The sequence below is a fragment of the Agrobacterium sp. SORGH_AS_0745 genome (assembly GCF_030818995.1).
GTDB classification, from domain to species: Bacteria; Pseudomonadota; Alphaproteobacteria; order Rhizobiales; family Rhizobiaceae; genus Agrobacterium; species Agrobacterium tumefaciens.
The window spans coordinates 2,462,039-2,474,779 of sequence record NZ_JAUTBI010000003.1; the positions used below are offsets into that span (position 1 = coordinate 2,462,039).

Sequence of the window (12,741 nt, forward strand, 5' to 3'; positions counted from 1 at the left end):
CATAAATTGTCACCATGACAAATTGGCTTCCCGATATCACCGAGGGCAACGGCCCCATCTACCTTCGCCTCGCGGACAAGATCGAAGGCGCAATTTCGGATGGCATCTTGCAGGCCGGGTCGAAATTGCCGCCGCAACGCAATCTCGCTTTCGATCTGGGCGTTACAATCGGTACAATCAGCCGGGCATATGCCCTCATCCACGAACGCGGCCTCGTCAGCGGCGAAGTCGGCCGTGGCACCTATGTCAACGAGCGTAAGGCTGCCGCCCCATTATCACGCGTGGAACCGACGGCATCGGCATTCGGCGGCACGCGCTACGCGGTGGACACCAGCGCCGAATTCCGCCTGAACACCACGGCTGCTCCCGATGTCGGGCAGAGCGCGCTGGTCAGCAAACACGTCGAGGCCGTGACGAGAGAGCATCCGTTCGAAATTTCCAACTACACCCGCTCCTTTCCCGACAACTGGTGCATGGCGGGCGTTCGCTGGCTTTCCCAGAACGGCTGGTCGCCGAAACCGGAAAACATCGTTTCGACGCTTGGCGCCCATGCTGCGGTGATGAGTGTGGTAACGGCAATGACCGCGCCGGGCGACCGTATCGTTTTCGAACCCCTCACCTATTCCCATATCAGCCGCAGCGCCGCCCTTGCCGGACGGCGGGTAACACTGGTGGAAGTGGATGAGAAAGGCATTCTCCCCGATGATTTCGAGCGCGTTTGCGCCCAACAGCATCCAAAGATGATCTTCCTGATGTCGGCGGGCCAGAACCCGACCTGCGCCACCCTGCCCGAGGAGCGGCGGCGGGCGATCGCCGATATCGCCCGCAGATACGGCGTATGGATCGTGGAGGACAATCTCTATGGCGCCATGACGCGGGATGCGATCCCACTCATTGCGGAATTCGCGCCCGATCTTACCTTCGTTGTCGGCGGCCTGTCGAAATCCGTTTCCGCCGGCGTCAGGGGTGGCTGGGTCGCCTGCCCGGCGCAATTCGCCTCGAGAATTCGAATTTCGCATTCGATGATAACCGGCGGACTGCCGTTCATGCTGGCCGAACTGAATGCACGCCTCGTCAACAGCGGCGACGCAGACGACATACGCAAGGACTGTATCGCCGAGATCAACCAGCGCGAGGCCCTCGCCAAACGCATCTTTGCAGGGCTGGAATTCAACTCCCTGCCGGACATCGCCTTTCTGTGGCTGAGGCTGCCTGAACCGTGGCTGTCTGGAACCTTCCGCAGCGCCGCCATGAAGGAAGGTGTGCTGATAGACGACGAGGACGAGTTCAAGGCCGGGCGCACGGAGAAGGTTTACCACCGTGTCCGCATCAGCCTTTCCGGGCCTTCAAACCAGGAAGAACTGAAGCATGCCCTGGGTATCCTGCGGCATTTGCTCGACAATGGTTCAGCCGGTTACGAAAGCGAGGCGTGAGCGGGAACGAGTCTTTCCTGCAACACGCCCCCTAATTCAGTAACTCATTATTTACCACGCCGACGAATCTGCCATCCTTTCCCTACTTCGGAGCGGGGAATGATTCGATGGCAGCATTCAGTTCCATATCCGCCAGGGCATTTGTTGCTCTCGCGATGGTTTTCGCAGCATGTGTGTTGAGTGACATGACGCCGGCCGCCGCCGCAGACGGCACGGTGTTCGATGAATTGCGTTTCGGGGTCACAACCTCGCTCGCCGATCGCAATGGTGGCGGCGAAGATGGTGTCTTCCCGGCCTTCACTGCCTATTTCGATCCTTTCGCGAGCGCCTCGGCCGTCACCTTTGGCGAAAAGCTTGCCCGACCGCGTCTGCATCTGGGTGCGGAAATCGGCACCGAGGGCGAAGCAAATACCATTTACGGCGGTATCAACTGGACCTTCGACCTCACTCCGAAGATTTTCGTCGACCTCGGCTTTGGCGGGCTGTGGCATGACGGCAGGCTGAGAAATGGTCCGGGCGAAACTGGCGCGGAATTCGGTTGCCGCGTGCTTTTTCATGAATATGCCGCCATCGGATATCGCTTCAACAGCAACTGGAATATTTCGACCCAGATCGAACATGCCTCCCATGCCAATCTGTGCGACGGCCCCAATGACGGGCTGACGCGTGTCGGACTTATGGTCGGCTACAAGTTCTGAATAACCCAACAAAGCAGCGTTTTGCTGGCAAAACTGCGCATTTTCCTGTCGCACGGAGAGGCCTCTTGCGCTAAAGAACCGGAAACTTTCCTCGGCTCGAACCGCGTGAGACCTATGTCGATTCCAAACTCCATCAAGATCACCCCGGAACTCGTTGCATCCCACGGGCTAAAGCCCGACGAATACCAGCGTATCCTCGACCTGATCGGACGGGAGCCGAGCTTTACCGAGCTTGGCATTTTCTCGGCCATGTGGAACGAGCACTGCTCCTACAAGTCCTCCAAGAAATGGCTGAAGACCCTGCCCACCACGGGCCCGCGTGTCATTCAAGGCCCCGGCGAAAATGCCGGCGTGGTGGATATCGATGATGGCGACTGCGTCGTCTTCAAGATGGAAAGCCACAACCATCCGTCCTACATCGAGCCCTATCAGGGTGCGGCAACCGGCGTCGGCGGCATCCTGCGCGATGTCTTCACCATGGGCGCACGCCCGATCGCAGCCATGAATGCGCTACGTTTCGGCGCACCCGACCATCCGAAGACCCGCCACCTCGTGGCTGGCGTCGTCGCCGGTGTCGGCGGTTACGGCAACTCCTTCGGCGTGCCGACCGTCGGCGGCGAAGTGGAATTCGATCCCCGCTATAACGGCAACATCCTCGTCAACGCCTTTGCCGCCGGACTTGCCAAGTCCGATGCGATCTTCCTTTCGGAAGCCAAGGGCGTCGGCCTGCCGGTGGTGTATCTCGGTGCGAAGACCGGCCGCGACGGCGTCGGCGGCGCGACCATGGCCTCTGCCGAATTTGATGAGTCGATCGAAGAAAAGCGCCCAACCGTTCAGGTCGGCGACCCCTTCACCGAAAAGTGCCTGCTGGAAGCCTGCCTCGAGCTGATGAAAACAGGTGCGGTCATCGCCATTCAGGACATGGGTGCCGCCGGCCTTACCTGCTCGGCCGTCGAAATGGGCGCCAAGGGCGATCTCGGTATCGAACTTGATCTCAACGCCGTACCGGTGCGCGAAGAGCGCATGACGGCCTACGAAATGATGCTGTCGGAAAGCCAGGAGCGTATGCTCATGGTTCTCGAGCCCTCCAAGGAAGAAGTCGCCAAGGCGATCTTCGTCAAATGGGGCCTGGACTTCGCCATCGTCGGCAAGACCACCGACGACCTGCGTTTCCGCGTGCTGCACAATGGCGAGGAAGTCGCCAACCTTCCGATCAAGGATCTCGGTGATCAGGCTCCGGAATACGACCGCCCGTGGACGCCCGCCAAGGTTCAGGCTCCGCTTGCGGAGAACGACGTTCCTGATGCAGACATTGCCGACGCATTGGTGTCACTGGTCGGTTCGGCCAACAACTCCTCGCGCCGCTGGGTCTACGAGCAGTATGACACGCTGATCCAGGGCAATTCCCTGCAGCTGCCGGGTGGCGATGCCGGCGTTGTCCGCGTTGAAGGCCATGACAAGAAGGCGCTCGCCTTCTCCTCCGACGTGACACCGCGTTATGTCGAGGCAGACGCCTTTGAAGGCGGCAAGCAGGCCGTGGCCGAATGCTGGCGCAACATCACCGCAACCGGCGCTTTGCCGCTCGCGGCCACCGACAACCTCAATTTCGGCAATCCGGAAAAGCCCGAGATCATGAGCCAGCTCGTCCATGCCATCAAGGGCATCGGCGAAGCCTGCCGCGTACTGGAATTCCCGATCGTTTCCGGCAACGTCTCGCTCTACAACGAGACCAACGGTCAGGCGATCCTGCCCACCCCCACCATCGGCGGCGTTGGCCTGCTGAAGGACTGGGGCCGTATGGCGCGCATCCGCTTTGCCGCCGCGGACGAAGTCGTGCTGCTGGCGGGCGCGCCTGCCGGTCTTGGCACCCATATTGCCCAGTCCGTCTACATGCGCGACGTGCATGGCCGCATCGATGGCCCGGCACCGCATGTCGATCTGGAAGCTGAAAAGAGAAATGGCGATTTCGTCCGCGCCCTTATCGCAGACGGTCTTGCCACAGCGGTTCACGACTGCTCCTCGGGCGGCCTGGCTCTCGCGGTTGCCGAAATGGCAATTTCCTCCGGCATCGGCGCGACGATCGACGCGGTCGAGGGCCATAATCCCGTCCTCACCTTCTATGGCGAAGATCAGGGCCGTTATGTGCTGACCGTCAAGAAGAGCGATCTGGATGAAGTGCGCGCGGCAGCGAAGGCAGCGGGCGTTTCCTGCCCGGCGATCGGCGTCACCGGCGGCTCAAGCGTAAAGCTGGGCACGGCACGCGCTATCGAGATTAAAGAATTGCACTTGGCCTATGAATCGTGGTTCCCTCAATTCATGGATGGCGAAACTCTAATCGCCGCAGAATGAATTAAGGAGATACACCATGCCCATGAAACCCGGCGACATTGAAGACATGATTAAGGCGGGAATTCCCGGGGCAAAGGTCACGATCCGCGATCTGGCCGGTGATGGCGATCATTACGCGGCGGAAGTCGTCGCGGATGCTTTCAAGGGCAAGACCCGCGTGCAGCAGCACCAGATGGTCTATGACGCGCTGAAGGGCAATATGGGCGGTGTTCTGCACGCCCTTGCCCTGCAGACCTCGGCTCCAGAATGACTGCGCCCGGAAAAGCGTCTCCGGCAGGACGGTTTCACTGTCCTTGCCGCGGTAACGCTTGAAGCCATGGATTGAAAAAGGCCCGCGTGAGACTGTCACGCGGGCCTTTTCTTTTCCGGCAAATGGTGCGTGCCGCTTACAAAACAGGTGGCTGCTGCGATTCCAGATCGGCAAAGGAGGCAGCCGGCAACGGCCCTGCCGTCAGCAAGGTAAAATCGTAACCGGACTTGCGGTCCGGCCCCAGAACATATTGCCGGTGCATGCGCAGGAAGTTGCGCTTGTTCTTTTTGTAGCGTTCGGGTGAAAGCGAGTGCTTGAAACGGATCGGTACGATCTTCGGCTGCGGCGCATCCTTGTGCCCGGTCAGCGCCACGGTGTTGCAGCGGTAGAGGTGGATCGGATCCGTCAGGCACTGGATATCGAACCATGTCACTTCAGGGTGACGCGCAATCACGCCGACGCTCTGGCGAAGCCTGTCCGCACTCGACAGCAGCGCGCATTGCAGCGCAGCGCCACCGAGCGTCGCAAAGGACAGCTTCCGGCCATCCAGCGCATCTGGCCGCAGTTCCAGCACACGACCTATCACGGCGAGCGCCAGGCTGGCGCCCATGCTATGCGACACGACCAGAACCTCCTCAGACGGCTGCTCCAGCGCTTTGAGAACGAGGGCTGCCTTCTCTTCAATCCAGTTGCGGGCAATCGGCTCATCGCGCCCGACGGCCAGCGCAAAGCGCCAATCGGCATAAAGATGCAACGTATGAAACCGCTCGGCGAAAGGCAGAAACGCCTTCACGAAGAACAAGGCCGCAGCGGGAAGACTGATCGCAAGCAACCAGAGCGGCAAACCGAACAGCCATGGCGAGAGCGCGATCCCCGCCGCAAGCGCACCCCCCACCAGCATCAGCAGAAACGGGAAAATGAAGAACAGGCCGAAACGCCAGGCATGACGGAGGTAACGCCCTGCACCACCTTCCGCGACGATACCGGCCGCAGCCGCAAAGCCTAGTGCGATCTGCCGCCAGAGTGGCGCATCCCGCAGGCGCGATATCACAGCATTGTGGTCGTAGACGAAGATGGTGGAACGCGTCCGCCAGTCGCCGGCCGAGGCCTCCACCGAGAATGTTTCGCCAGCCGGCGAGTTCTCCAGCGCACCCACGGCATAATTGACATCCCACGTCTTGCCAGCAAGCGCTGCCGCCCGCTGATAGCGCAGATGATGCGCAGCCGCATCGAGCGGATCGAAGCCCGGGAAATAAAGAACAAGTCGTGACTTGACGGTCGGCATGCATAAACCCTCGGGCTGGAGACACCCGAAAGGATCGCTTGATACAGTGGGCGATGCACGTATAGTAAAAAACGCGACGGAAATATGATTTATTTGTTGCGAGGGAATTTTGTCTGGGATCGTCGATCAATTGCTAAACGGCGTCGTCAAAGGCGCTCTGTCCGAAGTCCTCGCCAAGACAGGCCTTCGCAAAACCCGCCGCATCCGCCGCCGGACCAAAAGTAACACGTCCCTCGCAGGCGGCATCGTCGGCTCCGTGCTGGAAGCGGCAATCAAAGCAGCCGTCAAACCCAAGCCGGCCAAAAAACAGGTGAGCAAAAGACGCACCGCCGCCGCCCGCAGCAGACAGCGGCTTCGATGATGCATCACCTCAGCGTGCTTCCAACCTGGTAGCCAAGGTTTCGGCCCTCACTTTGCGACTACACAGCAGCGTATTTTTTACGCTTCCCGGGTGGAAATCGCGCCGCGACATGTTATTTAGGGACAAAGTCAAAGCAGCGGCCTTGAACCGCATGTGAAAGGAATAGGCCTATGAGCGGCATTCACGATATGATCGACAGCGAAGTGAAGAGCAACGACATCGTTCTTTTCATGAAGGGCACCCCGCAATTTCCGCAATGCGGTTTTTCCGGCCAGGTCGTACAGATCCTCGATTATCTCGGCGTCGACTACAAGGGCGTCAACGTGCTCGCCGATGCCGACATCCGTCAGGGCATCAAGGATTATTCCAACTGGCCGACCATCCCGCAGCTCTACGTCAAGGGCGAATTCGTCGGCGGCTGTGACATCGTAAGAGAGATGTTCCAGTCCGGTGAACTTCAAAATCACTTCCAAGAACAGGGTATCAGCGTCCGCGGCGCGGCCTGATTTCGGCCGGTTCATCCGGCCCACCCTGATTGTCAGAAAACTTATGCCAGGCGTTGCTTCATGCAACGCCTTTGCCGTTCTTTTTGGGGCAATCCTGTGACAGAACTTTCACAATCCACCACTTCGCGCGCCGTTTCGATGGGGCGCACGGAATTCATCGCGCTTGCCGCGATGCTGATGGCGCTGAATGCGCTTGCCATCGACATCATGCTTCCCGGCCTTCAGGAAATCGGCGCGTCACTTGGCGTCGTGAATGAAAACCACCGTCAATACGTCATTTCCAGCTATCTTCTAGGCTTCGGCATTGCCCAGCTTCTATACGGACCGATCTCGGACCGTTTCGGGCGCCGCAAGCCGATGCTCGTCGGGCTGGCAATCTACATCGTCTCGGCCATTGCCGTCGTCTTCGTACCGTCATTCACTGGCCTGCTGGTTCTGCGCTTCATTCAGGGCATCGGCTCTGCGGCGACGCGCGTCATCACCATTTCGATCGTGCGCGACATCTATGGCGGCCGTCAGATGGCGGAAGTCATGTCGCTGATCATGATGGTCTTCATGGTCGTTCCGGTCATCGCACCCGGCACTGGCCAGATCGTGCTGTTTTTCGGTGACTGGCACCTTATCTTCGCCTTCATGGCCGGAATTGCCGCCGTCGTGACCGCCTGGATGTATTTCCGCCTGCCGGAAACCCTCCATGCCGATGACGTCAGGCCTTTCACGGTTCGTTCGATCCTCGGTGGCTTCAAGATCGTGCTCACCAACCGTATCGCGCTCTGTTACACGCTCTCCAGCACATTTATCTTCGGTGCGCTGTTCGGCTTCATCAATTCCGCCGAACAGGTCTATAAGGGCATCTACGGGCTGGGCGCATGGTTTGCGGCCGCTTTTGCGGGCGTCGCCCTGTTCATGGCCTTCTCGTCCTTCATCAATGCAAGGCTTGTCGGCAGGTTTGGCATGCGCAAGCTGTCGCACGGTTCGCTGCTCGGCTTCATCGCCATCACCTTCGTGTGGCTGGTGGTACAGATGGTCGGGCCGGAACCGATGCCCTTTGCGATCTTCATCGTGTTCTTCGCGCTTGCCATGTTCCAGTTCGGCTGGATCGGCTCGAACTTCAACTCGCTCGCCATGGAGCCGCTCGGCCATGTCGCCGGCACGGCCTCGTCCGTCATTGGCTTCATGGGAACCGTCGGCGGTTCGCTGATCGGTGCCGTTATCGGTCAGGCTTTCGATGGCACGGCGCTGCCAATGGTAGCCGGCTTCTTCGCCGTCTCCATTATCGGCCTCGTCTTCGTGCTGATCGGAGAAAAGGGCGTGCTGTTTCAGGCCCACAACAAGCCGACGCACTAAGGGCAGACAGACAAATAAAAAGGGCGCGGAACTCGGTTCCGCGCCCTTTTTGTTGATAAAAGCTGAACTTCACTAAACCGTGAAAATCTTCTCGCGCAGCAATTCCCATGTCTCCTGATCAGGAGCAAGCAGCAGGCCACCTTCAAGGTGGCGCGGCAGGTAAGGCGAGCCGTCGAAACGGGCGGCGTAGGCACCTGCTTCCTGCGAAAGCAGGGTGCCAGCGAGATGATCCCAGGGCATAAGCTTGTTGTACATCAGGAAATGCATATGGCCGCCGCAGAACACGCGGTATTCATGCGCAGCACAACGGTAGCTGGTGAAGAGCCGCACATCCGCGAGGTTCATGAGAATCTTGCGGCGGGTCTCCACGTCAAAATAACCGGTGTTGGCGATGCCGACCATCTGCGACAGTGCCGGTGCGGGCACGACGGACATCTGCGTCTGCGAGCCATCGGCGGCACAAAGCCATGCGCCGGAACCCTTTTCGGCAATCGCCCAGTCATTGCCCATCGGATCGAAAATGAGACCGGCAACGGTCTCGCCCTTGGAGATGACGCTCATCATCACGCCAAACAGCGGCAGGCCCGACGCGAAGTTGTAGGTGCCGTCGATCGGATCGACCACCACGGCAAGATCCGCATCCGCAAGCTTGCCAAGCAGCGAGGCATCCGCCGCAACGGCCTCTTCACCGATGAACAGCGCCTGCGGCATGATTTCCTGCACGCGGGCGCGGATCAGCCGCTCAGCAGCCTCGTCAGCCTCGGTTACGAGGTCTATCGCCTCGCTCTTTATCCTGACGTCGCCCTCACCCAGATTACGGAACCTCGGCAGGATTTCCACTGCGGCCGCCTCCTGAAGCGCATTGGCGAGAGAGGCGATGTCGAGTTCGATAGCCATGGGCGATATCCTTCTATTTAAGCATCAATATTATAAGGCCACGATTTCCCGGCGCAGCATCTTCCAGCTTTCCTTGTCGGGTGCCGACAGGATGCCGCCTGTCGTCTGTCCTGGCCGGTAGGGCGTATTGTCGAAACGGGCCGTGTAGCCGCCCGCTTCCTGATGAATGAGAACGCCGGCGAGATGATCCCAGGGCATCAGCTTTTCGTGGCCGATGAAGTGCAGCTTGCCAGTCGAGGCAAGCCAATATTCATGAGCCGAGCAATTGATTGAAAGCGCCATCTTGATCTTGGCCATATTGGCGGCGATCACCGGGCGGCGATCTTCATGGCTGTGACCCCAGGAAAATATGCCGACCATTTCGGACAATGGCAGGGGATCGGCAACCTTGAGCCTTGCCTGCGAGCCGTCCTTGCGGTGGAGATAAGCGCCCTCGCCTTTGAGAGCAAGGATGGTATCACCCATGACAGGATCGTGGATGATGCCTGCGACCGTCTCACCCTTGACGGTGACGGCGAGCAGCGTGCCGAAAGCTGGAAAACCGGAAGCATAGTTGAAAGTGCCGTCGATTGGATCGATCACGAAGGCAAATGGTGCATCGGCAAGGGCAGGAATAACGGATTGATCCGCGTCATAGGCCTCTTCGCCGACAATATGGGCCTTCGGAAACCGTTGCAGAAGAGCGGCGGTTATCGCCTTTTCCGTCAGAATATCCGCCTCGGTGACGAGATCGACCGCAGAGGTCTTTTCGGAAATCGCGCCTGCGTCGAGATTGCGGAAGCGGGGCATGATTTCCTGGCGGCCGGCAGCGGCAACGGTGGAAATCAGAAAGTCGATATCTTTATCGGAAAGGGTCATCGCTAAGTGCACTTCTTCATAAGGGAGGGCTGGCCTCCGTACGCTCTTCAGGTGACGCGCCGGTGACAGAGAGCGCCGAGAAATCAAAAAGCTTCGGGTCTAGCAGATGCGATGGATTGACATGGGCAAGCGCCCGCAGCATCACGTCCTTGCGGCCCGGCATACGCCTTTCGATGTCAGCCAGCATCTCCTTCATGGCATTGCGCTGAAGCCCGTCCTGCGAGCCGCAGAGGTCACAGGGAATGATCGGGAATTCCATCGCCGCCGCGAATTTCGCCATATCCTCTTCGGCGCAATAGGCAAGCGGGCGCAGCACCATCAGGTCGCCCTCGTCGTTCATCAGCTTTGCCGGCATGCCAGCCAGACGGCCGCCATGGAAGAAGTTCATGAAGAAGGTCTCGAGAATATCCTCCCGGTGATGGCCGAGCACGAGCGCGTCGCAGCCCTCTTCCCGCGCAATACGGTAGAGATTGCCGCGCCGCAGCCGCGAACAGAGCGAACAATAGGTGCCACCCGCCGGCACCTTTTCCTTCACAACGGAATAAGTGTCGCGATATTCGATGCGATGTGCGACGCCGATCTTCGCCAGATATTCCGGCAGGACGTGCTTGGGGAAATTCGGCTGGCCCTGATCCAGATTGCAGGCAATGAGTTCCACGGGCAAAAGGCCGCGCCACTTCAGATCAAGCAGCAGCGCCAGAAGACCGTAGCTGTCCTTGCCGCCGGAAAGGCCTACCAGCCAGCGCTTCTGGCCGTTCAGCATGCCAAAATCCCCGAAGGCCTGACGTACATTGCGCAACAGCCGCTTGCGCAGCTTGTTGAAGGAGACAGAACGGGGTGCCGCGTCGAACAGCGGATGCGAAGCGCCATTTTCTCCGGCCAGGTCCTGATCGGCCTCGACCTCATCTGCGATGCTGGTGACAATGTTCATGATTAGCCCGCTCTGGCATTCAGCCATTTTCAATGCAGGAAATGCCCGCATCCGCCCGCAATATCAAGCCCCGAATACCGACCAGCCGGTTTTCGTCGCCAGCATTTCCAGTGCATGCGACCCAAGCGCCGAATTGCCGACCTTGTTCAGACCCGGCGACCAGACCGCAATCGACGCCTTGCCCGGCGCCACTGCCATGATGCCGCCGCCCACGCCGCTCTTGCCCGGCAGGCCGACATGATAGGCGAAATCGCCCGATCCGTCATAATGGCCGCAGGTCAACATCAGCGCATTGATGCGCCGCGCGCGTCGGTCTGACACAACCGTATGACCACTCAGCGGATTGCGGCCGCGATTGGCAAGGAAAAGACCGGCCCGTGAAAGCTGCGCGCAGGTCATGGACAGCGCGCACTGATGAAAATAGACGCCCAGCGTATATTCAACAGGGTGATGCAGATTGCCGAAGGACCGCATGAAATTGGCAAGCGCGAAATTGCGGAAACCCGTCGCCTGCTCGGATTTCGCCACGGTGTCATCAATGCTGATCGTGTCATCATCAGCGAGATAACGGACGAAACGCAGAAGCTCGCCAATCGCCTCGCGCGGCTGGTGGCCGGAAAGAACGATATCCGTCACCACGATGGCACCGGCATTGACGAAGGGATTGCGCGGAATGCCGTGCTCGTGCTCCAGCTGGACGATGGAGTTGAAGGACGACCCCGACGGCTCACGCCCCACCCGGTTCCACACCGTCTCGCCCGCTTTGCCGAGCGCCAGCGTCAGCATGAAGACCTTGGAGATGCTCTGGATCGAAAACGGCGTGAGCGCATTGCCGGCCGTATAAGTGGTTCCGTCGACAGTGGTGATGGCGATACCGAACTGGTTCGGATCGACCTTGGCGAGTTCCGGAATGTAATCCGCAACCTTGCCCTCGCCCAGGCGCGGCACCATGCTGTCGTAAATGGAATCGACGATCGCCTGAATGTCCTGCATGCAAAGCCTTCCCCAGCAAACAAAAAAGCCGCCCCGAGGGGCGGCTTTCTCAATACTGAAACGCGCCGATTAACGCGAGTAGAATTCGACGACCAGATGCGGTTCCATGACGACCGGGTACGGAACGTCAGACAGAGCCGGGATGCGAGCATAGGTCGCAACCATCTTGTTGTGATCGACTTCGATGTAATCAGGAACGTCGCGTTCTGCGAGCTGAACAGCTTCGAGAACGGTCACCAGCTGCTTGGACTTCTGGCGAACTTCGATAACGTCGCCCGGCTTGCAACGGTAAGAACCGATGTTGACGCGAACGCCGTTAACCGTGACGTGGCCATGGTTGATGAACTGACGCGATGCGAAAACGGTCGGAACGAACTTGGCGCGGTAGACGATGGCGTCCAGACGCGACTCGAGCAGGCCGATCAGGTTCTCGGAGGTATCGCCCTTGCGACGGTTTGCTTCGTCGTAGGTGGCGCGGAACTGCTTTTCGCGCAGTTCGCCGTAGTAGCCCTTGAGCTTCTGCTTGGCGCGCAGCTGCGTGCCGAAGTCGCTCATCTTGCCCTTGCGGCGCTGACCGTGCTGGCCCGGGCCGTATTCGCGGCGGTTTACCGGGGACTTCGGACGGCCCCAGATGTTTTCGCCCATACGGCGGTCAATTTTATACTTAGCCGATTCGCGCTTGCTCATCGTATTTCCTTCTCAATAGGTTATGCCGGTTTGTTGCCAAACCGGTTTGAGGAAACACGCCCTCCTCTGAAGCCCGTTTCAGGACCTCTGACAGGTTTCTCACATGCGAATGGAGAGACCACGGGACATGTCGGTGATGTTGACCG

Annotated in this window: 13 protein-coding genes; 7 read left to right on the forward strand and 6 right to left on the reverse strand. The window is 59.3% G+C overall.

Features of this window, described 5'->3' with window-relative positions; genetic code table 11:
- Positions 1-14 precede the first annotated feature (14 nt).
- The 4 genes from QE432_RS21785 to QE432_RS21800 all read left to right on the forward strand — a co-directional run bounded on the left by QE432_RS21785 (position 15) and on the right by QE432_RS21800 (position 4,730).
- Positions 15-1,433, forward strand: coding sequence for an aminotransferase-like domain-containing protein (locus tag QE432_RS21785; RefSeq protein ID WP_306625609.1), 1,419 nt, complete (start codon positions 15-17; stop codon positions 1,431-1,433).
- A gap of 107 nt (positions 1,434-1,540) precedes the next feature.
- Positions 1,541-2,131, forward strand: a complete 591-nt coding sequence (locus QE432_RS21790) for an acyloxyacyl hydrolase (protein WP_306625611.1) — start codon at positions 1,541-1,543, stop codon at positions 2,129-2,131.
- Between the two features lie 114 nt (positions 2,132-2,245).
- Entirely contained in the window at positions 2,246-4,480 is a 2,235-nt protein-coding gene (gene purL / locus QE432_RS21795; RefSeq protein WP_003516011.1) for a phosphoribosylformylglycinamidine synthase subunit PurL, read from the forward strand.
- A 16-nt stretch (positions 4,481-4,496) separates the two neighbouring features.
- Positions 4,497-4,730 carry a BolA family protein gene (locus QE432_RS21800; protein WP_003516012.1) on the forward strand — a complete coding sequence of 78 codons (234 nt, stop codon included), beginning with the start codon at positions 4,497-4,499 and terminating at the stop codon, positions 4,728-4,730.
- A gap of 136 nt (positions 4,731-4,866) precedes the next feature.
- On the opposite strand, the gene QE432_RS21805 is transcribed toward QE432_RS21800, so the two are convergent.
- Positions 4,867-6,015 (reverse strand): hypothetical protein, encoded by a 1,149-nt coding sequence (locus QE432_RS21805; protein WP_111804469.1) that lies wholly within the window; start codon positions 6,013-6,015, stop codon positions 4,867-4,869.
- A gap of 109 nt (positions 6,016-6,124) precedes the next feature.
- Between QE432_RS21805 and QE432_RS21810 the strand changes: the two genes are divergently transcribed.
- The 3 genes from QE432_RS21810 (at position 6,125) to QE432_RS21820 (ending at position 8,229) form a co-directional block, all read left to right on the forward strand.
- Positions 6,125-6,376 carry a hypothetical protein gene (locus QE432_RS21810; protein ID WP_013636391.1) on the forward strand — a complete coding sequence of 84 codons (252 nt, stop codon included), beginning with the start codon at positions 6,125-6,127 and terminating at the stop codon, positions 6,374-6,376.
- A gap of 170 nt (positions 6,377-6,546) precedes the next feature.
- Positions 6,547-6,882 carry a Grx4 family monothiol glutaredoxin gene (grxD, locus tag QE432_RS21815; RefSeq protein WP_003516034.1) on the forward strand — a complete coding sequence of 112 codons (336 nt, stop codon included), beginning with the start codon at positions 6,547-6,549 and terminating at the stop codon, positions 6,880-6,882.
- A gap of 138 nt (positions 6,883-7,020) precedes the next feature.
- A complete protein-coding gene (locus tag QE432_RS21820; RefSeq protein ID WP_026331057.1) occupies positions 7,021-8,229 on the forward strand; it encodes a multidrug effflux MFS transporter in 1,209 nt (402 codons plus the stop codon).
- A gap of 72 nt (positions 8,230-8,301) precedes the next feature.
- Here the strand turns inward: QE432_RS21820 and QE432_RS21825 are convergent, their stop codons facing one another.
- The 5 genes from QE432_RS21825 to rpsD form a co-directional block, all read right to left on the reverse strand.
- On the reverse strand, positions 8,302-9,126 hold the full coding sequence (locus QE432_RS21825; RefSeq protein ID WP_003516036.1) for an inositol monophosphatase family protein: 825 nt from the start codon (positions 9,124-9,126) through the stop codon (positions 8,302-8,304).
- A gap of 30 nt (positions 9,127-9,156) precedes the next feature.
- Positions 9,157-9,984 (reverse strand): inositol monophosphatase family protein, encoded by an 828-nt coding sequence (locus QE432_RS21830; protein WP_003516037.1) that lies wholly within the window; start codon positions 9,982-9,984, stop codon positions 9,157-9,159.
- A gap of 16 nt (positions 9,985-10,000) precedes the next feature.
- Positions 10,001-10,915: a tRNA 2-thiocytidine(32) synthetase TtcA gene (gene ttcA, locus QE432_RS21835; RefSeq protein WP_003516038.1), complete on the reverse strand. Its 915-nt coding sequence runs from the start codon at positions 10,913-10,915 to the stop codon at positions 10,001-10,003.
- Positions 10,916-10,978: 63 nt separating this feature from the next.
- Positions 10,979-11,908 (reverse strand): glutaminase, encoded by a 930-nt coding sequence (locus QE432_RS21840; RefSeq protein WP_003495341.1) that lies wholly within the window; start codon positions 11,906-11,908, stop codon positions 10,979-10,981.
- 69 nt (positions 11,909-11,977) lie between these two features.
- On the reverse strand, positions 11,978-12,595 hold the full coding sequence (rpsD, locus tag QE432_RS21845) for a 30S ribosomal protein S4 (RefSeq protein WP_003516040.1): 618 nt from the start codon (positions 12,593-12,595) through the stop codon (positions 11,978-11,980).
- Positions 12,596-12,741 lie beyond the last annotated feature (146 nt).

Bases quoted from the DNA above. Each gene is read 5' to 3' on its own strand.
- QE432_RS21785 (WP_306625609.1), top strand. From the start codon at position 15: ATGACAAATTGGCTTCCCGATATCACCGAGGGCAACGGCCCCATCTAC.
- QE432_RS21790 (WP_306625611.1), top strand. From the start codon at position 1,541: ATGGCAGCATTCAGTTCCATATCCGCCAGGGCATTTGTTGCTCTCGCG.
- purL (WP_003516011.1), top strand. From the start codon at position 2,246: ATGTCGATTCCAAACTCCATCAAGATCACCCCGGAACTCGTTGCATCC.
- QE432_RS21800 (WP_003516012.1), top strand. From the start codon at position 4,497: ATGCCCATGAAACCCGGCGACATTGAAGACATGATTAAGGCGGGAATT.
- QE432_RS21805 (WP_111804469.1), bottom strand. From the start codon at position 6,015: ATGCCGACCGTCAAGTCACGACTTGTTCTTTATTTCCCGGGCTTCGAT.
- grxD (WP_003516034.1), top strand. From the start codon at position 6,547: ATGAGCGGCATTCACGATATGATCGACAGCGAAGTGAAGAGCAACGAC.
- QE432_RS21820 (WP_026331057.1), top strand. From the start codon at position 7,021: ATGGGGCGCACGGAATTCATCGCGCTTGCCGCGATGCTGATGGCGCTG.
- QE432_RS21825 (WP_003516036.1), bottom strand. From the start codon at position 9,126: ATGGCTATCGAACTCGACATCGCCTCTCTCGCCAATGCGCTTCAGGAG.
- QE432_RS21830 (WP_003516037.1), bottom strand. From the start codon at position 9,984: ATGACCCTTTCCGATAAAGATATCGACTTTCTGATTTCCACCGTTGCC.
- ttcA (WP_003516038.1), bottom strand. From the start codon at position 10,915: ATGAACATTGTCACCAGCATCGCAGATGAGGTCGAGGCCGATCAGGAC.
- QE432_RS21840 (WP_003495341.1), bottom strand. From the start codon at position 11,908: ATGCAGGACATTCAGGCGATCGTCGATTCCATTTACGACAGCATGGTG.
- rpsD (WP_003516040.1), bottom strand. From the start codon at position 12,595: ATGAGCAAGCGCGAATCGGCTAAGTATAAAATTGACCGCCGTATGGGC.